Genomic DNA, 18,638 nt, shown 5'->3' on the forward strand with positions numbered 1-18,638 from the left:
ACGCGAGTCCGCGACCCCTTCCCTGGAGCAGCCCATGGCCAGCGCCCCTTCCGCCGCGTCCCGTATCGCCGTCGTCACGGGGGCGAGCAGCGGCATCGGCGCGGCCACCGCACGGCAGCTCGCGGCGGCCGGCTACCGGGTGGTGCTCACCGCGCGCCGCGCCGACCGCATCGAGGCGCTGGCGAAGGAGCTGACCGAGGCGGGCCACTCGGCCACCGCCTACCCGCTGGACGTCACCGACCGGGAGGCCGTGGACGAGTTCGCGGGCGCCTTCCGCACCATCGGCGTCCTGGTCAACAACGCGGGCGGCGCGCTCGGCGCCGACCCGGTGGCCACCAGCGACCCGGCGCACTGGCGCACGATGTACGAGACGAACGTCCTCGGCACCCTCAACCTCACCCAGGCCCTGCTGCCCAAGCTGGAGGCCAGCGGCGACGGCACGGTGGTCGTCGTCTCCTCCACCGCCGGTCTCGCCACCTACGAGGGCGGCGCGGGCTACGTCGCCGCCAAGCACGCCGAGCACGTCCTCGCCGAGACCCTCCGCCTGGAGATCGTCGGCAAGCCGGTCCGGGTCCTGGAGATCGCCCCCGGCATGGTGAAGACCGAGGAGTTCGCCCTCACTCGCTTCGACGGCGACACCGAGAAGGCGGCGAAGGTCTACGCGGGCGTGGCCGAACCCCTCACGGCCGACGACGTCGCCGAGTCCATCACCTGGGCCGTCACCCGCCCCAGCCACGTCAACGTCGACCTCATGGTCCTCCGCCCCCGAGCCCAGGCCTCCAACACCAAGGTCCACCGGGAGCTGTGAGGCGGGGGCGGGCTCAGCCCTTCACGCAGACGAACTGCTTGAGCTTGGCCACCACTTCGACCAGGTCGCGCTGCTGCTCCATCACCTGGTCGATGTTCTTGTAGGCGCCGGGGATCTCGTCCACCACGCCGGAGTCCTTGCGGCACTCCACGCCCCGCGTCTGCTCCTCCAGGTCCCGCGTGCTGAACCGGCGCTTGGCCGCGTTGCGGCTCATGCGCCGGCCGGCGCCGTGCGAGGCGGAGTTGAAGGCCGCGCTGTTGCCGAGACCCTTCACGATGTACGAACTCGTCCCCATGGAGCCGGGGATGATGCCGTACTCACCGGCGCCCGCGCGGATCGCGCCCTTGCGGGTCACCAGCAGGTCCACCCCGTCGTACCGCTCCTCCGCCACGTAGTTGTGGTGGCAGGAGATCTCCGGCTCGAAGACCGGCTTCGCCTTCTTGAACTCCTTGCGGACGACGTCCTTCAGCAGCGCCATCATCAGGGTGCGGTTGTACTTGGCGTACTCCTGCGCCCAGAACAGGTCGTTGCGGTAGGCCGCCATCTGCGGGGTGTCCGCGACGAAGACGGCGAGGTCGCGGTCGACCAGGCCCTGGTTGTGCGGGAGTTTCTGCGCGACCCCGATGTGGTGCTCGGCCAGCTCCTTGCCGATGTTCCGGGAACCGGAGTGCAGTGTGAGCCAGACCGTGCCGTCGGTGTCGAGCAGCATCTCCACGTAGTGATTGCCGCTGCCCAGCGTCCCCATCTGCAGAGCCGCCCGCTCCCTGCGGAAGTGGACCGGCTGGGCGACCGTGTCGAAGCGGGACCAGAAGGTGTCCCAGCCGGAGGTGGGGAGGGCGTGGAAGCGGGCGGGGTCGAGGGCGGTGGTGTGCATGCCGCGGCCGACCGGGATCGCCTGCTCGATGCGGGAGCGCAGGCGGGAGAGGTCGCCGGGCAGGTCGTTGGCGGTCAGGGAGGTCTTCACCGCCGACATCCCGCAGCCGATGTCGACCCCCACCGCGGCCGGGCACACCGCGTCGCGCATGGCGATGACGGAGCCGACCGTGGCGCCCTTGCCGTAGTGCACGTCCGGCATCACGGCGAGGCCCTTGATCCAGGGCAGCGTGGCCACGTTCTGGAGCTGGCGCAGGGCGCCGTCCTCGACGGTGGCGGGGTCGGTCCACATCCGCACCGGGACGCGGGCGCCCGGTATCTCCACGTACGACATAACTGATCAATCCCCCTAAGAACGACATGACAACGCGTATGCCGGTCAACGGGCATTGCTCACGGAAGTCACCCGGACCGGCAGAACGCAAATGCAGCGCCAGGGCCGGTGAAATGGGACAGGGGACCGGCGTCCACGGCGGTGCGTGCGATACACATTGTCTCCAGCAGACGCCCCGCCGCGGCAAGCGATTAACCAGCGGGGACACTGGAGCATCGACCGGGCACCGCCGTCGGGTCGCACACCGTCCTAAGGAGCCCGACCGTGCAGCGGAAGGCGTACATCACCGGCACCGCCGCCCTCCTCGCGGCCCTGCTGGCAGGCTGCAGCGGCGGCTCGGGGGGCGGCTCCGGCACCGACGACGCCAACCCGGGCGACGCCGCCTCGGCCCCGCCCGCCGCCCAGCCCGGCCGGTACCGCACTCTGCCCGAGCCCTGCGGCGTCCTCGGCCACGACACCCTCGGCGCGATGCTCCCCGGCATCCGGCAGCTGACCGACGCCGACCAGCGCGACAAGGCGTACCGGGGCGTTCCGGCGCTGACCTACGACACCGACCGCAAGGTGGGCTGCCGTTGGAAGGTGGAGTCCACTCTCGCCACCGACCGTCTCTCGGTCGATTTCGAGCGCGTGGTGTCCTACGACAACGCGGTCAGCGACGACACGCAGGCGCAGAAGCTGTTCCAGGGCATGGCGAAGGCCGCCGACCTCCCGGAGCCGTCCCTCTCCGCCCCCTCCTCCCCTTCCTCGCCGTCCGCCCCGTCCTCGTCCGCGTCCCCCTCCTCCAAGGCGAGCGGCGGCCCCTCCGCGTCCGCCGACCCCTCGGACAGCTCCTCCGGCGACCCCGCCGCGGGCGGCTCCGGCAGCCCCGCGCCCACCGACCTCCAGCCGCGCGTGCTGCCGGACCTCGGCGACGAGGCGTATCTGGACGACCGGCTCGGCTCCTCCGGCTCGACCGCCGAACCCCGGACGGTGACTGTGGTGTTCCGCACGTCCAACGTCGTCGTCACCATCGACTACGAGGAGCAGCCGATGGCCGTCGGCGCGGTCCCGGACAGCAAGGAAATGCAGGACAGGGCACGGGATCTGGCCTCTCAACTGGCCGACGCCCTGGACGGCTGACACTCCCTCGCCCGCCCCGGCCCCCCTCTCCCGAGGCGCTCGAACAGCGACCGCGTGCCGCGCGTACCGCGTACGGTGGCCCCGCAGGAACCCGCATGAACACCGAGCGTCACGAGTGAAGGAACCATGCAGCGAGCAGCCCAGCGAGACGACCGTGCCCAGCGTGGACCGCGAGCCACGCGTCTGAGCCGTGCCCTGGTGTGCGCGGCAGCCGTCCCCGCGGTACTGATCACCGCGGCCTGTTCCTCCGACTCCGGTGACGCTCCGGGCAAGGCGGGCGCCTCCGCCCCGTCGTCCACCGGCGCCGGCTCCGAGCGGCCCTCGGCCGACAGCTCTCCCACCGTGCAGGCGGCCGCGTTCCGCGAGCTGCCCCAGCCGTGCGGTGTGCTGTCGAAGAAGACGCTGGACGACCTGGCGCCGGAGGCGGGCAAGTCGGGCAAGAAGGGCTCCAGCGACAACCCGGCCAACCGCGCCTCCTGCTCCTGGACCAGCCTGGACAACAACGGCGTCAAGGGCTCGCAGTTCCGCTGGCTGAACGTCTCCCTGCTGCGCTTCGAGTCGGACGCCTCGCGCGGCAGCGGCAACGACCAGGCGCACGCGTACTACACGCGTCAGGTCGACGACGCCAAGGGCGCCTCGGGTGCGAAGAACACCAGGACGGAGGCGCTCGGCGGGACCGGCGACGAGGCCACCGCGGTGCGCTACGACCTGAAGAAGAAGGAAGGCGCCTTCAAGCAGCAGACGGTGGTCGCGCGCGTGGAGAACGTCGTCGTCACCCTCGACTACAACGGCGCCGGCCTGGCGGGCGAGAAGACCCCGGACGCGGACGACCTGACGGCGGACGCGAAGAAGGCGGCCAAGGAAGCGGTCGCCGCGGTCGCCGGTGCCAACGGGCGCAAGACGGAGGGCACTTCGTCCTCGTCCCCGTCGGCCGGGGCGTCCAAGGGCTCCTCCAAGTCCCCTTCCCCCAAGGGCTCGGCGTCGAGTTCCGCCCCCAAGAAGGACTGACCGACACCACGTTCGGCGCACACCTGTGCCACTCTGTTGCGCGCAACAACACGCAAGGGAGGGGAGTACGAGTGGCCGCGCCAATGCAGTTGACTCGGATGCACCGCGTTCTGATCGGCGTGGTCGTCACCGGCGCGCTGATCATCGCCGGTATCGGCTTCGCCGGTTCGTACGCGGCCGTCCGGGAACTGGCCATCCAGAAGGGCTTCGGGAACTTCTCGTACGTGTTCCCGATCGGCATCGACGCGGGCATCTGCGTCCTGCTCGCCCTGGACCTGCTGCTGACCTGGATGCGCATCCCCTTCCCGATGCTGCGCCAGACGGCCTGGCTGCTCACGGCCGCGACGATCGCCTTCAACGGCGCCGCCGCCTGGCCCGACCCGCTGGGCACCGGGATGCACGCGGTGATCCCGATCCTGTTCGTCGTCGCCGTGGAGGCGGCCCGGCACGCGGTCGGCCGGATCGCGGACATCACCGCCGACAAGCACATGGAGGGCGTCCGCCTCACCCGCTGGATGCTCTCCCCGCTGCCCACCTTCCTGCTGTGGCGGCGGATGAAGCTGTGGGAGCTGCGCTCCTACGAGCAGGTCATCAAGCTGGAGCAGGAACGTCTCGTCTACCAGGCCCGCCTGCGCTCCCGCTTCGGCCGCGGCTGGCGCCGCAAGGCCCCGGTGGAGTCCCTGATGCCGCTGCGCCTGGCCCGCTACGGCGTCCCGCTCGCCGAGACCGCCCCGGCGGGCCTCGCGGCGGCCGGGATCGAGCCGTTGCTCCTGCCGCCGGTGCCGGAACCGGCCCGGCCGGCCCCCGCCGAACTCCCGGCCGCGCCCGCCGAGCAGGCCGCGCCCGCCCAGGCCCAGGCCCAGGCCCAGGCCGCCGCACCGGACCAGCCGGCCACGCAGCCCCAGGCCGCCGCTCCGGCGCGGCCGGCCGGTGCCGGGCAGCAGCCGCCGTCCCCGGAGACGGAGGACGAGAACAGCCCCTGGTTCCAGACGCCCCCGCGTGACGTCGACTACCACGGCGGCTACGACCCGGCCTTCGACCCGGGCCCGGACCCGCAGTACTTCCCCGAGGAGCAGTACGGGGACTGGTACGAGGAGCAGCCCCCGGAGCAGTTCCAGCAGCCCTCCCCGGAGGAGACCGGCAGCTTCCCGATACCCGTCGGCCCCAACCGCACCCGCGAGCTGGGCGACGGCGGCGGTCCCGCGGAGCCGGACGAGGAGGATCTCTACCAGGTCTTCCGGCAGTCGATAGACGGCAGTTACCCGACGGGCCCCATGCTCGCCGACAACATCCACGCCACCTTCGGCCTCACGCTCGACCCCGGTGCCGCGAAGGTGCTGGCGGAGCGCTTCCAGCAGCGCCACATGGCGCAGATGGAAGAGGAACACATCGCCTGACCCGCGTCAGCACGCGAAGAGGGGGCGCCCGGTACGACACCGGGCGCCCCCTCTTCCGTCCGTGCGGCTACTCCCCGAGCAGGGCCCGCACCCGGTCCTGACCGACCGCCAGCAGCAGCGTGGGCAGGCGCGGGCCGGTGTCCCGGCCGACGAGCAGGTGGTACAGCAGGGCGAAGAAGGTCCGCTGGGCCGTCTTGATCTCCGGCGGCAGCTCCTTGGGCGTGGCGTCGGCGGAGAAGCCGGCCCGGACCTTCGGCACGCCGTAGACGAGGTGGGTCAGGCCGTCGAGGGACCAGTGGTCCCCGAGCCCGTCCACCAGCAGGCGCAGCGACTGGCGGGCCTCGTCGTCCAGCGACTTCAGCAGCTCGGCGTCCGGCTCCTCGCGGACGATGGTGCGCTGGTCGGCGGGAACGTAGGCGTTGATCCACGCCTCCGCCTTGTCGTACCGGGGGCGCGCGTCGGCGAGGTCGGCGATCGGGTCGGCCGGGTCCAGCTCGGACAGGATGCGCAGCGCCTGGTCCTGGTGGCCGGCGGTGATGTCGGCGACCGAGGCCAGCGTGCGGTACGGCAGCGGGCGGGCGGTCTTCGGCAGGTCACCGGCGGCGGTGCCGACGGCGCGGGTGTACGCGGCGACGTCACCGGGGAGCGCGGACCCGTCCTCGACCTTCGCGCCGAGCTTGTCCCACTCGTCGTAGAGCCGCTGGATCTCCTGGTCGAAGGCGATCTTGAAGGACTGGTTGGGGCGGCGGCGGGCGTACAGCCAGCGCAGGAGCTGCGGCTCCATGATCTTCAGCGCGTCGGCCGGGGTGGGCACACCGCCGCGCGAGGACGACATCTTGGCCATGCCGGAGATGCCGACGAAGGCGTACATCGGGCCGATGGGCTGCTCGCCCTCGAAGATGCCGACGATCTGGCCGCCGACCTGGAAGGAGGAGCCCGGCGAGGAGTGGTCGACGCCGGAGGGCTCGAAGATGACGCCCTCGTAGGCCCAGCGCATCGGCCAGTCGACCTTCCAGACCAGCTTGCCCCGGTTGAACTCGCTGAGCTTGACGGTCTCCGCGAAGCCGCAGGCGGAGCAGGTGTAGGCCAGCTCGGTGGAGTCGTCGTCGTAGGAGGTGACGGTGGTCAGGTCCTTGCCGCAGCCGCCGCAGTACGGCTTGTACGGGAAGTACCCGGCGGAGGAGCTGCCGTCGTCCTCGGCGGCCGCGCCGGAGCCCTCCTCGGCCTCCAGCTCGGCCTCGTCGACCGCCTTCTGCTGCTGCTTCTTGGCGGGCGCCTTCTTGGTGCGGTACTGGGCGAGGATCGCGTCGATGTCACCGCGGTGCTTCATCGCGTGCAGGATCTGCTCGCGGTAGACGCCGGAGGTGTACTGCGCGGTCTGGCTGATGCCGTCGAACTCCACGCCCAGCTCGGCGAGGGCCTCGGTCATGGCGGCCTTGAAGTGCTCGGCCCAGTTCGGGTACGCGGAGCCCTCGGGCGCCGGGACCGAGGTCAGCGGCTTGCCGATGTGCTCGGCCCAGGACTCGTCGACGCCCGCGATCCCGGCCGGGACCTTGCGGTAGCGGTCGTAGTCGTCCCAGGAGATCAGGTGGCGGACCTGGTGCCCGCGCCGCCGGATCTCGTCGGCGACCAGGTGCGGGGTCATCACCTCGCGCAGGTTGCCCAGGTGGATCGGGCCGGACGGGGAGAGCCCCGAGGCGACGACGACCGGTTTGCCCGGAGCCCGACGCTCCGACTCCTGGATGACGTCATCCGCGAAACGGGAGACCCAGTCGGCGGTCTCGGTGCTCTGAGCCACGATCGGCACGTCCTTCAGTTCGGCGTGAGGTGGGTCCGGCGGTCGCTCGGCCGCCGGCCTCCTCTCATAATCCCAGACACCCACGCACGGGAAAAAATGGCTTTACCCCCCGTGGGATACTGGCCGGGACCATCCATTCCCACGAGGAGAACGGCACCCTTACCTATGGCCTCGGTCACGTCCCTCAGCGACTCCGTCCAGCAGCACCTGTCCTCCGCCCTCTCGGCCGCCCTGCCGGAGGCCGCGGACGCGGACCCGCTGCTGCGACGAAGCGACCGGGCCGACTACCAGGCCAACGGCATCCTCGCGCTCGCCAAGAAGGCCAAGGCCAACCCGCGCGAGCTGGCCACGCAGGTCGTCTCCGGCATCGTCACCGGCGACGTGATCGCGGACGTCGAGGTCTCCGGCCCCGGCTTCCTCAACATCACCGTCGCCGACAAGGCGATCACCGAGAACCTCGCCGCCCGGTACGCGGACGACACCGGCCGCCTGGGAGTGCCGTACGCCGCGCACCCCGGCACCACGGTGATCGACTACGCGCAGCCGAACGTGGCCAAGGAGATGCACGTCGGCCACCTGCGCTCGGCGGTCATCGGCGACGCGATGGTGCGGCTGCTGGAGTTCACCGGCGAGAACGTGGTCCGCCGCCACCACATCGGCGACTGGGGCACCCAGTTCGGCATGCTCATCCAGTACCTGGACGAGCACCCGCACGAGCTGGACCACAAGGAGTCCGAGGTGTCCGGCGAGGAGGCGATGTCCAACCTGGACCGCCTCTACAAGACCGCGCGCAGGCTGTTCGACTCCGACGAGGAGTTCAAGACCCGCGCCCGGCGCCGGGTGGTCGACCTCCAGGCGGGCGACGAGAAGACCCTCGCCATCTGGCAGAAGTTCGTGGACGAGTCGAAGATCTACTTCTTCTCCGTCTTCGACAAGCTGGACATGGAGGTCCGCGACCCCGACATCGTCGGCGAGTCCGGATACAACGACATGCTCGCGGAGACCTGCCGCCTGCTGGAGGAGTCCGGCGTCGCCGTGCGCTCCGAGGGCGCGCTGTGCGTGTTCTTCGACGACATCAAGGGCCCGGAGGGCAACCCGGTCCCGCTGATCGTCCAGAAGTCCGACGGCGGCTACGGCTACGCGGCCACCGACCTCTCCGCGATCCGCGACCGCGTCTTCAACCTCAAGGCGTCCACCCTGCTGTACGTGGTGGACGCCCGGCAGGCCCTGCACTTCCGGATGGTCTTCGAGACCGCGCGGCGCGCCGGCTGGCTGAACGACGACGTGACCGCGCTCCAGCTGGCCTTCGGCACGGTCCTCGGCAAGGACGGCAAGCCGTTCAAGACCCGTGAGGGCGAGACGGTCAAGCTGGAGAACCTGCTGGACGAGGCCGTCGAGCGGGCCACCGCCGTGGTCCGGGAGAAGGCCGAGAAGGTGGGCCTGACCGAGGACGAGATCGTCGAGAACGGCCGGTACGTCGGCGTCGGCGCCGTGAAGTACGCCGACCTCTCCACCTCGGCCGTGCGGGACTACAAGTTCGACCTGGACCAGATGGTCTCGCTCAACGGCGACACCTCGGTGTACCTCCAGTACGCGTACGCCCGTATCCAGTCCATCCTCCGCAAGGCCGGCGAGGCCCGCCCCGCCGCCCACCCGGAGCTGGCGCTGGCCCCGGCCGAGCGCGCGCTGGGCCTGCACCTGGACCAGTTCGCCGAGACGGTCCTGGAGGTGGCCGCGGCCCGCGAGCCGCACAAGATGGCCGCCTACCTCTACCAGCTCGCCTCGCTGCTGACGTCGTTCTACGACCAGTGCCCGGTGCTCAAGGCCGACTCCCCGGCGCAGGTGGCCAACCGCCTGTTCCTGGTCGACCTGACCGCGCGCACCCTGCACGAGGGCATGGCGCTGCTGGGCATCCGGACGCCCGGCAAGCTCTGACCCGTACGACCACCGATCGGCCCGGCCCGCCCTGTGCGGACCGGGCCGATTCTTATGACCGGCGGCCCTTCAAAAGCCAGAGAAAACCTTGGTGTACGCCCGTCAACGGCGGGTCTATCGTCGGACCGGAGGACCAGAAACGACGGGAGGCAGCCGGGAGATGGCACAGGACGAAGCCGTGATCGGCTGCACGGGGGAACTGCTCATCGGCACGCGCGGCTCCGCCGGTCCCGGCGAGATCCTGGTGCGGGTCAGAGGCGGCTCCGAGACCTTCCTCGCCTGGTCGCCGGAGCCGCTGCCGCGCGGGGCGACCGTACTCGTGATCGAGTCGCGGGGGCTGCGTGAGGTCGATGTCATCGCGTGGGGCGATCCATTGGACACGCTGGGCGGGATGTCCGCCGGCGTCGACTGAGGAGACGAGCAGTTATGTTCGGTTACCGCGTTCCCGCACCCGACGAGGCGATGCTGATCTCGGGAGGCCGGCGGGGACTGGGGGGCGCGCCGTTCCGGGTGGTGACGGGGCACGGGAAGTTCGTGCTCCCCGTCTTCCGCAAGGTCCGCTTCCTCACGCTGTCGATGTGCGAGGCCGAGGTCACCGAGACCTGTGTGACCAAGCAGGGCATCTCGCTGCACGTCCGTGCCGTGATCGCGTTCAAGGTCGGCAACGACCCCGAGAGCATCATCAACGCCGGACAGCGCTTCCTGTCCGACCAGGAGCAGATGTCGGTGCTGACCGGCCGGATCTTCGCCGGCCATCTGCGCGCCATCATCGGCTCGATGACGGTCGAGGAGATCGTCACCGAGCGGCAGAAGCTCGCGGCCGAGGTGCTGGACACGTCGAAGACGGAGATGGCGAAGATCGGCCTGATCGTGGACTCGCTCCAGATCCAGTCGATCGACGACGGCAACACCGGGTACATCGACGCGATGTCCGCGCCGCACAAGGCGGCCATCCGGCGGCAGGCCCAGATCGCCCAGGCGCAGGCCAACCAGGCCGCCGCCGAGGCGGAGCAGGTCGCGGCCCGCAAGCAGGCGGAGTACGCCCGGCAGACCGCGGTGGTCCAGGCGGAGTACTCGGCACAGGTCGACCGCGCCCAGGCCGAGGCCGCGCAGGCCGGTCCGCTGGCGCAGGCGCACGCACAGCAGGAGGTGCTCGCCGCGCAGACCGAACTGGCGCTGCGCAAGGCGAAGTTGCGTCAGCAGGAGCTGGTCGCGGAGATCGTGAAGCCCGCGGAGGCTGAGGCGGAGCGGGTCCGGGTGCTCGCCATCGCGGACGCCGAGCGGATGAAGATCCAGGCGGAGGCGGCCGCCTCGCACGACCGGGTCGCGCTGGACCGGATGCTGATCGACCAGCTCCCGCTGATCGTGAAGGAGGCCGCGGGCGGCCTCAAGGGCGCCAACGTCAACGTCCTGAACGGCGCGGACGGCCTCGGTGAGATAGCGGCCGGCCTGGTCGCCCAGGGTCTGACCATCCTGGACTCGGTCCGCAACAACCTCAGCGGCCAGGGCGGCGCCCCGTCGTCCGACGGGGAGCAGCCGGGCGGCCGCCTGGAGATCCAGGGCCCGCGCACCGCGGAGGGCGACGGCGCGAAGTAGCCGCCCCCGGTCACCGCGCCGCCCGTCCCGACGGAGAGCGGCGCGGTGACCGGCGACCCGCTAGCGCAGCTTCCGCGCCACCTCGGTGGCCCAGTAGGTGAGGATGTTGCGCGCACCGGCCCGCTTGATCCCCGTCAGGGACTCCAGGATGGCCCGGTCGCGGTCGATCCAGCCCTTCTCGGCGGCGGCCTCGATCATCGAGTACTCGCCGGAGATCTGGTAGGCGGCCACCGGCACGTCCACCGCGTCGGAGACCCGCGCCAGGATGTCCAGGTAGGGCCCGGCCGGCTTGACCATGACCATGTCCGCGCCCTCGGCGAGGTCCAGCTCCAGCTCGCGCATCGACTCGCGCAGGTTCGCCGGGTCCTGCTGGTAGGTCTTGCGGTCCCCCTGCAGGGAGGAGCCGACGGCCTCGCGGAAGGGGCCGTAGAAGGCGGAGGAGTACTTCACGGTGTAGGCGAGGATCGCCACGTCCTCGCGGCCGATCTGGTCCAGCGCGTCCCGTACGACACCGATCTGGCCGTCCATCATGCCGCTCGGGCCCACCACATGGGCGCCCGCGTCGGCCTGGACCTGCGCCATCTCGGCGTACCGCTCCAGGGTGGCGTCGTTGTCGACGCGGCCCTCGGCGTCCAGCACACCGCAGTGCCCGTGGTCGGTGAACTCGTCCAGGCACAGGTCGGACATGATCAGCAGGTCGTCGCCGACCTCGGCGCGCACGTCACGCAGGGCGACCTGGAGGATGCCGTCCGGGTCGGTGCCCGGCGTGCCGAGCCCGTCCTTCTTCGCGTCCTCCGGCACCCCGAACAGCATGATCCCGGAGACGCCCGCCTCGACGGCCTCCAGCGCGGCCTTCTTCAGGCTGTCCCGGGTGTGCTGCACGACACCCGGCATCGCCCCGACCGGCACCGGCTCGCTCACGCCCTCCCGGACGAACGCCGGAAGGATGAAGTCGGCCGGATGCAGCCGCGTCTCCGCGACCATCCGCCGCATGACGGGCGAGGTCCGCAACCGCCGCGGACGCGTACCGGGAAAGGAACCGTACTTCGACATACGTCCTACGCTACGCCCGCTGCCCCGGTGCCTTTACCGACGCGCAGTCGGGCCGCCGGGGCGGCGTCAGGCCGCGTACACCCCCGCGGGAGCGGACCGGCAGTCCCTGCACAGCCCCGGCTCCGCCGCCCGGAACCCCCGGTCGCAGCCGTCGCAGTTCCGCATGGAGTGGGGGGTCGTCGTGGGACGGGCGGGCGGCGTGGGGGGCGTGGGCAGGGGTGGCGGGAGCTGGTTACGCAGGCGGTAGGCGAGGAGCGCCGCCGGGCTCTCCAGGACCGCCGGCAGGCCCGACGTCAAGGTGTGGATCACGATGGAGGCGCCCGCGCCGACGTCGAACCAGGCGGTGACGGCGGGCGCGAGCCGGTACACGTCCCGGCGGGACAGGGTGAGCCGGGCGTCGGCGCGGCGCAGGCCCGCGAGAAGCGCGACGGCCTTGTCGTCGCGGGGGCGCGGTGTGGCGTCGGCGCCGGATGGGTCGAGCTGGTCCGCCCCTGCTGGGGAAGCGGTTGGCGTGGCTGCCACGACGGGTGCCCCGGGTGCTGAGGGCGCCGAGGGAACAGTGGTCATCTCCGGGGGCGCCGGTTCCGCCCGGCCCGCGCCCCGGTCGTCCTCCTGCGGCGGGGCCTGGACGTCCCGCGACGGCCGGGGTACCTGCCTGCGGGCTCGGGGCGCCGTGGCAGGACCGGGTACGGCGGGCACGTGGACCGGAAGGTGGTGAGCATAGGTACGGGTGGCGATCCGCCCGCTCTCCGTGCGCTCCCGCACCCGCCGGAGGTACCCGTGCGTCTCCAGCTCCCGCAGGGCGAAGGCGATCCGGTCCCGCCCCTCGGGGAACCGCTCGGCGAGACTGCGGATGTCGACGGGGGCGCCCTCGGGCAGCGACAGGATGTGCGCGGCCAGCCCGATGGCGGTCAGCGACAGCGCGGGGTGCTGGAGGAGGTGGTTGCCGACGACCGTGAACCGGTCGGGCTGCTGGGCCCGTACGTGGGTGACACCGGAGGGGGTGTCCGTGCGGCGAACCTCGTGAATCCGGCGCGGGGCGGGGTTAGGCTTCTTCTCAGCCATGGGGAAGGTCTCTTCTTCCTCGTTGGTCAGGCCCTCGCACTGGGATTGCCGTCCCGGCGGGGGCCGATGCATGTGTGGGGTTGTCACGGCGCGTCAACGCCTCGTGGTGAGAGTGCACCCCAACGGCTGCGCCGCGCCAGCCGGTTCGCGGCTTTTCACCCGGCCGAGTGATCCACACCAGGTTTGGCCGGTAGGCAGGTTCTTTTCCCCGGTTCTTTGGTCTTTTTACGTCCCGCGGCCCCGGCGCTCCACGCGCCGGTACACGCGTTCCCGGACCCCGGCGGGCCGCGGCGCCGGAGGCGTCCGGAAACGGCGGAGCGGGGCGCCCCCGTACAGGGACGCCCCGCTCACACACGCCTCGGCAGACCTCAGGTCGTCGTACGACGCCTCCGCGCCCCCGGACGCCGCTCGCTGGGCCGGGTGACCGGGTCGCCCGCCTCCAGCGCCGACGTACGCCGCTTCGTGCCGAACGCGGCCAGGGCCTCCGCCAGCTTGGTGACCGACGGCTCGGGGGCCATCACGTCCACCCGCAGCCCGTGCTCCTCGGCCGTCTTGGCGGTCGCGGGGCCGATGCAGGCGATGACCGTCACGTTGTGCGGCTTGCCCGCGATGCCGACCAGGTTGCGGACCGTGGAGGAGGAGGTGAACAGCACGGCGTCGAAGCCGCCGCCCTTGATCGCCTCACGGGTGTCCGCCGGGGGCGGCGACGCGCGGACCGTGCGGTACGCGGTGACGTCGTCCACCTCCCAGCCCAGCTCGATCAGGCCCGCCACCAGGGTCTCGGTGGCGATGTCGGCACGCGGCAGAAAGACACGGTCGATCGGGTCGAAGACCGGGTCGTAGGGCGGCCAGTCCTCCAGCAGGCCCGCGGCCGACTGCTCACCGCTCGGCACCAGGTCCGGCTTCACGCCGAAGGCGATCAGCGCGTTGGCCGTCTGCTCGCCCACCGCGGCCACCTTGATGCCCGCGAAGGCACGCGCGTCGAGCCCGTATTCCTCGAACTTCTCGCGCACCGCCTTGACCGCGTTGACCGAGGTGAAGGCGATCCACTCGTAGCGGCCGGTGACCAGGCCCTTGACCGCGCGCTCCATCTGCTGCGGGGTGCGCGGCGGCTCGACGGCGATCGTCGGGACCTCGTGCGGCACCGCGCCGTAGGAGCGGAGCTGGTCGGACAGCGAGGCGGCCTGCTCCTTCGTACGCGGCACGAGCACCTTCCAGCCGAACAGCGGCTTGGACTCGAACCACGAGAGCTGGTCGCGGCGGGCGGCGGCGGAACGCTCACCGACCACGGCTATGACCGGGCGGCCGCCGTCCGGGGACGGCAGCACCTTGGCCTGCTTCAGCGTCTGCGCGACCGTGCCCAGCGTCGCCGTCCAGGTGCGCTGGCGGGTCGTCGTACCGGCGATCGTCACCGTCAGCGGGGTGTCCGGCTTGCGGCCCGCCGACACCAGCTCGGCCGCGGCGGCCGCGACGGAGTCCAGCGAGGTGGAGACGACCACCGTGCCGTCCGAGGCGCCGACCTCGGTCCAGCAGCGCTCGGAGGCGGTGCGCGCGTCCACGAAACGCACGTCCGCGCCCCGCGCGTCCCTCAGCGGCACACCGGCGTACGCGGGCACGCCGGTCGCCGCCGCGACGCCCGGGACGACCTCGAAGGGCACCCCTGCGGCGGCGCAGGCCAGCATCTCCTCGGCCGCGTCCGTGTCCAGTCCCGGATCACCGGCGACCGCACGGACCACCCGCCTGCCGCCCCGTGCGGCCTCCATGACAAGATGAGCCGCATCCTGAGCAGCGGCCGGGGCCACAGCGGGAGTTGACGCACCGTCAACGATCGTCAGCTGCGGTGCGCCCGGAAGCGCGTCCGGGGAGGAGACCGCCTCCGTCGGCACGACGGAGACGCCCTGCCGGGCGTGCGTCCGGATCACGTCGAGCACCTCGTGCTCGGCGACCAGGACGTCCGCGTGGGACAGCGCCTCCACGGCGCGCAGAGTCAGCAGTCCCGGATCTCCGGGTCCGGCACCCAGGAAGGTGACGTGCCCGTGTTCGGGACCGGCGGGAAAGGCGGTGGGGCTCAATGTGCTCGCTCCCCCATCAGACCGGCCGCGCCCTGGGCGAGCATCTCGGTGGCGAGTTCGCGCCCGAGTGCCATCGCCCCGTCGTGCGTCAGGGGCACGGAACCGGTGGTGGACTGCTGCACCGTGCGCGAACCGTCGGTCGTGCCGACGACGCCGCGCAGGCGCATTTCCTTGATTACAGGCCCGTCGGTCAGCAGGTCGGCCAGCGCACCCACAGGGGCGCTGCAGCCGGCCTCCAGCGCGGCGAGCAGTGACCGCTCGGCGGTCACGGCGGCCCGCGTGTGCGGGTCGTCGAGTTCGCCGAGGGCCGCGACGAGGTCCGCGTCGAAGGCGGCACACTCGATCGCCAGGGCCCCCTGGCCGGGGGCGGGCAGGACCGTGTCGACCGACAGGAAGTCGGTCACCTCGTCGATCCGGCCGATCCGGTTGAGTCCGGCGGCCGCGAGCACGACGGCGTCCAGCCGTCCCTCGTGGACGTACCCGATGCGGGTGTCCACGTTGCCGCGGATCGCCACCGTCTCGATGTCCAGCCCGTGGGTCCGCGCGTACGCGTTGAGCTGGGCCATGCGGCGCGGCGAACCGGTGCCGATGCGCGCGCCGCGGGGCAGGTCGGTGAACTTCAGGGCGTCGCGGGCGACGATCACGTCCCGCGGGTCCTCGCGCACCGGTACGGCGGCGAGCGCCAGCTCCTCGGGCTGCGTGGTCGGCAGGTCCTTGAGCGAATGAACCGCGAAGTCCACCTCGCCCCGCACCAGCGCGTCCCGCAGCGCGGTGACGAACACCCCGGTGCCGCCGATCTGCGCCAGCGCCTCACGGGAGACGTCGCCGTACGTGGTGATCTCGACCAGCTCGACGGGCTGGCCGGTCACCCGGCTCACGGCGTCCGCCACCTGCCCGGACTGGGCCATGGCGAGCTTGCTCCGCCTGGTCCCCAGTCGCAGTGCCTTGTCAGTCATGCCGGTCGGTCCTTGTCATCTGTGTTGTCCACGGCCCGCGACACGGCGGCGACCGTCTCGGGGTCGAGGTCGAACAGGGTCCGCAGCGCGTCCGCGTACCCGGTGCCCCCGGGCTCGGCCGCGAGCTGCTTGACCCGTACGGTCGGCGCGTGCAGGAGCTTGTCCACCACACGGTGCACGGTCTGCCGGATCTCGCCGCGCAGGCGGTCGTCCAGGCCGGGCAGGCGTCCGTCGAGCCGCGCGATCTCGGCGGCGACGACATCGGCGGCCATCGTGCGCAGCGCGACCACGGTGGGCGTGATGTGCGCCGCCCGCAAGGCCGCGCCGAACGCCGCGACCTCGTCGGAGACGATACGCCGGACCTGGTCCACGTCGGACGCCATCGGGGCGTCGGCGGACGCCTCGGCCAGCGACTCGATGTCCACCAGGCGCACCCCGGCCAGCCGGTGCACGGCCGCGTCGATGTCGCGGGGCATGGCGAGGTCGAGGAGGAAGACGGCCGGGGCCGGGCGCGGGATCTCGGCGACCGGTTCGGGCCTGCGGTACTCGGGGACACGGCCGGCGGTGGCGACGGCCTGGGCGAGCCGGCCGATCAGCCCGGTCTCGTCCTCCGGGCCCGGCCGGGCGCCCGCGTCGTGCTCGCGGCCCTGCTCCAGCAGGGAGGTGCCCTCGCCGACCCAGGCCGCGTGCTGCTCCAGGGTGGCGGCGTCCATCCCGGCGACGGCGGCCTCGCCGTGCACGGAGAAGCCGGGCGTGCCCTGTACGGCGGCCAGGTCCAGCGGGCAGTTCTCCTCGCTGCCCACACTGGTCGGGGGCAGCGCGGCCGGAGCCTCGGCGCCGCCGTCCGACAGGCCGGAAGCGGCCTCGCCGGTACGGCCCGCGACGGCCTCCGCGACGGCGTCGGCCGTCAGCACGAGCCCGGTCGCGCCGGTGCAGGAGACGACGACGTCGGCACGTGTCAGTTCGGCGGGCACCGCGTTCATCCGGACCGCGCGGGCGGTGGTCGTGCCGCCCTCGGCCTCGGTGAGGATGCGGGCGAGCCGCTCGGCGCGCTCGAAGGTGCGGTTGGCGACGACGATCTCGGCGACCCCGGCCCGCGCCAGCGTGGCGGCGGCCAGCGAGGACATCGATCCGGCGCCGATCACCAGCGCGGTACGGCCCCGGGCCCAGCCGGGCACGTCCGCGCCCCCGGCCAGCTGCTCCAGGCCGAAGGTGACCAGGGACTGGCCGGCGCGGTCGATGCCGGTCTCGGAGTGGGCGCGCTTGCCGACCCTGAGGGCCTGCTGGAAGAGGTCGTTCAGCAGCCGCCCGGCGGTGTGCAGCTCCTGGGCGCGGGCGAGCGCGTCCTTGATCTGGCCGAGGATCTGCCCCTCGCCGACGACCATGGAGTCCAGCCCGCAGGCCACCGAGAACAGGTGGTGGACGGCCCGGTCCTCGTAGTGGACGTAGAGGAACGGCGTCAGCTCCTCCAGGCCCACCCCGCTGTGCTGGGCGAGCAGCGTGGACAGCTCCGCGACACCGGCGTGGAACTTGTCGACGTCGGCGTACAGCTCGATGCGGTTGCAGGTGGCGAGCACCGCGGCCTCGGTGGCCGGTTCGGCGGCGACCGTGTCCTGGAGCAGCTTGACCTGGGCGTCCGCGCTCAGCGCGGCCCGCTCCAGCACGCTCACGGGGGCACTGCGGTGGCTCAGCCCTACGACGAGGAGGCTCATGCCGGCATCACGGCGGGCACGTCCCCGTCGGGTCCCTGGTCCGCGGAGCCCGCGCGGGCGGGGGCGGCCGCGGGTACGGCGCCGTCGCCGGAGGCGGTCTCCTCACCGGCCTTGCGCTGCTCGTGGAAGGCGAGGATCTGCAGCTCGATGGAGAGGTCGACCTTGCGCACGTCGACGCCGTCCGGGACGGACAGCACGGTCGGCGCGAAGTTCAGGATGGAGGTCACCCCGGCGGCCACGAGCCGGTCGCAGACCTGCTGGGCGGCGCCGGCGGGGGTGGCGATGACGCCGATGGAGACCCCGTTGTCCTCGATGATCTTCTCGAGCTCGTCGGTGTGGCGCACCGGGATGCCCGCGACCGGCTTGCCGGCCATCGCGGGATCGGCGTCTATCAGGGCCGCGACCCTGAAGCCGCGCGAGGCGAAGCCGCCGTAGTTGGCGAGGGCCGCGCCGAGGTTGCCGATACCGACGATGACGACGGGCCAGTCCTGGGTGAGGCCCAGCTCGCGGGAGATCTGGTAGACGAGGTACTCCACGTCGTACCCGACACCGCGGGTGCCGTAGGAGCCGAGGTAGGAGAAGTCCTTGCGCAGCTTGGCGGAGTTGACTCCCGCCGCCGCGGCCAGTTCCTCGGAGGAGACCGTGGGCACCGAGCGCTCGGAAAGGGCCGTCAGGGCTCGGAGGTACAGCGGAAGCCGGGCGACGGTGGCCTCGGGAATCCCTCGGCTGCGGGTCGCCGGTCGGTGAGTTCGGCCAGTTGCCACGGTGCTCCTGCGGGTAGAGCGGGGCTGCGAGCGGTCATGCTTCCCCGGACCGCCCCGTCGACAAGAAGGCTATGTCTTTGTGAACGTGTGCACAAAGATGGTGTCCGATTTGCCCGGCCAACGTGACCGGGGTCACGCATGCCCGTTG

General features: G+C 72.0%; 15 protein-coding genes. 7 read left to right on the forward strand and 8 right to left on the reverse strand.

Going from position 1 to position 18,638, the window contains the following annotated elements:
* Positions 1-34: 34 nt before the first annotated feature.
* On the forward strand, positions 35-808 hold the full coding sequence (locus ABZ898_RS26125) for an SDR family oxidoreductase (protein ID WP_361663609.1): 774 nt from the start codon (positions 35-37) through the stop codon (positions 806-808).
* A 13-nt stretch (positions 809-821) separates the two neighbouring features.
* Here ABZ898_RS26125 and ABZ898_RS26130 read toward each other — a convergent pair whose 3' ends face one another.
* On the reverse strand, positions 822-2,015 hold the full coding sequence (locus tag ABZ898_RS26130) for an RtcB family protein (RefSeq protein WP_361663612.1): 1,194 nt from the start codon (positions 2,013-2,015) through the stop codon (positions 822-824).
* Positions 2,016-2,279: 264 nt separating this feature from the next.
* On the opposite strand from ABZ898_RS26130, the gene ABZ898_RS26135 reads away from it, so the two are divergent.
* From ABZ898_RS26135 to ABZ898_RS26145, 3 genes are all read left to right on the forward strand, one after another.
* Positions 2,280-3,134, forward strand: coding sequence for a DUF3558 domain-containing protein (locus ABZ898_RS26135; protein WP_361663615.1), 855 nt, complete (start codon positions 2,280-2,282; stop codon positions 3,132-3,134).
* Positions 3,135-3,260: 126 nt separating this feature from the next.
* Complete coding sequence (locus tag ABZ898_RS26140; RefSeq protein WP_361663617.1) at positions 3,261-4,142, forward strand: DUF3558 family protein; 882 nt, start codon at positions 3,261-3,263, stop codon at positions 4,140-4,142.
* Positions 4,143-4,240: 98 nt separating this feature from the next.
* Positions 4,241-5,539 carry a DUF2637 domain-containing protein gene (locus ABZ898_RS26145; protein ID WP_361663620.1) on the forward strand — a complete coding sequence of 433 codons (1,299 nt, stop codon included), beginning with the start codon at positions 4,241-4,243 and terminating at the stop codon, positions 5,537-5,539.
* 67 nt (positions 5,540-5,606) lie between these two features.
* Here the strand turns inward: ABZ898_RS26145 and lysS are convergent, their stop codons facing one another.
* Positions 5,607-7,346: a lysine--tRNA ligase gene (gene lysS, locus ABZ898_RS26150; protein WP_361663622.1), complete on the reverse strand. Its 1,740-nt coding sequence runs from the start codon at positions 7,344-7,346 to the stop codon at positions 5,607-5,609.
* A gap of 156 nt (positions 7,347-7,502) precedes the next feature.
* Here lysS and argS point away from each other — a divergent pair, with 156 nt between their 5' ends.
* The 3 genes from argS (at position 7,503) to ABZ898_RS26165 (ending at position 10,868) form a co-directional block, all read left to right on the forward strand.
* The gene (gene argS / locus ABZ898_RS26155; protein WP_361663625.1) at positions 7,503-9,272 is read left to right on the forward strand and encodes an arginine--tRNA ligase; all 1,770 of its coding nucleotides are present in this window, start codon (positions 7,503-7,505) and stop codon (positions 9,270-9,272) included.
* A gap of 160 nt (positions 9,273-9,432) precedes the next feature.
* Entirely contained in the window at positions 9,433-9,684 is a 252-nt protein-coding gene (locus tag ABZ898_RS26160; RefSeq protein ID WP_361663628.1) for a hypothetical protein, read from the forward strand.
* Between the two features lie 14 nt (positions 9,685-9,698).
* Positions 9,699-10,868 (forward strand): SPFH domain-containing protein, encoded by a 1,170-nt coding sequence (locus ABZ898_RS26165; RefSeq protein ID WP_361663631.1) that lies wholly within the window; start codon positions 9,699-9,701, stop codon positions 10,866-10,868.
* Between the two features lie 60 nt (positions 10,869-10,928).
* Here the strand turns inward: ABZ898_RS26165 and hemB are convergent, their stop codons facing one another.
* The 6 genes from hemB to ABZ898_RS26195 form a co-directional block, all read right to left on the reverse strand.
* Positions 10,929-11,921 carry a porphobilinogen synthase gene (gene hemB / locus ABZ898_RS26170; RefSeq protein ID WP_361663633.1) on the reverse strand — a complete coding sequence of 331 codons (993 nt, stop codon included), beginning with the start codon at positions 11,919-11,921 and terminating at the stop codon, positions 10,929-10,931.
* Positions 11,922-11,987: 66 nt separating this feature from the next.
* Positions 11,988-12,986, reverse strand: a complete 999-nt coding sequence (locus tag ABZ898_RS26175; protein ID WP_361663636.1) for a helix-turn-helix domain-containing protein — start codon at positions 12,984-12,986, stop codon at positions 11,988-11,990.
* Between the two features lie 368 nt (positions 12,987-13,354).
* Positions 13,355-15,058, reverse strand: a complete 1,704-nt coding sequence (locus ABZ898_RS26180) for a uroporphyrinogen-III synthase (RefSeq protein WP_361663639.1) — start codon at positions 15,056-15,058, stop codon at positions 13,355-13,357.
* Entirely contained in the window at positions 15,055-16,014 is a 960-nt protein-coding gene (gene hemC / locus ABZ898_RS26185; protein ID WP_361663642.1) for a hydroxymethylbilane synthase, read from the reverse strand. The genes ABZ898_RS26180 and hemC overlap by 4 nt, the downstream gene beginning before the upstream one ends.
* Positions 16,011-17,726 (reverse strand): glutamyl-tRNA reductase, encoded by a 1,716-nt coding sequence (locus ABZ898_RS26190; RefSeq protein ID WP_361663645.1) that lies wholly within the window; start codon positions 17,724-17,726, stop codon positions 16,011-16,013. The genes hemC and ABZ898_RS26190 overlap by 4 nt, the downstream gene beginning before the upstream one ends.
* Positions 17,723-18,490, reverse strand: coding sequence for a redox-sensing transcriptional repressor Rex (locus tag ABZ898_RS26195; RefSeq protein ID WP_361663647.1), 768 nt, complete (start codon positions 18,488-18,490; stop codon positions 17,723-17,725). The genes ABZ898_RS26190 and ABZ898_RS26195 overlap by 4 nt, the downstream gene beginning before the upstream one ends.
* Positions 18,491-18,638: the final 148 nt, after the last annotated feature.

Origin of the sequence: Streptomyces sp. NPDC046860 (assembly GCF_040645115.1) — a bacterium.
Classification (GTDB): domain Bacteria; phylum Actinomycetota; class Actinomycetes; order Streptomycetales; family Streptomycetaceae; genus Streptomyces.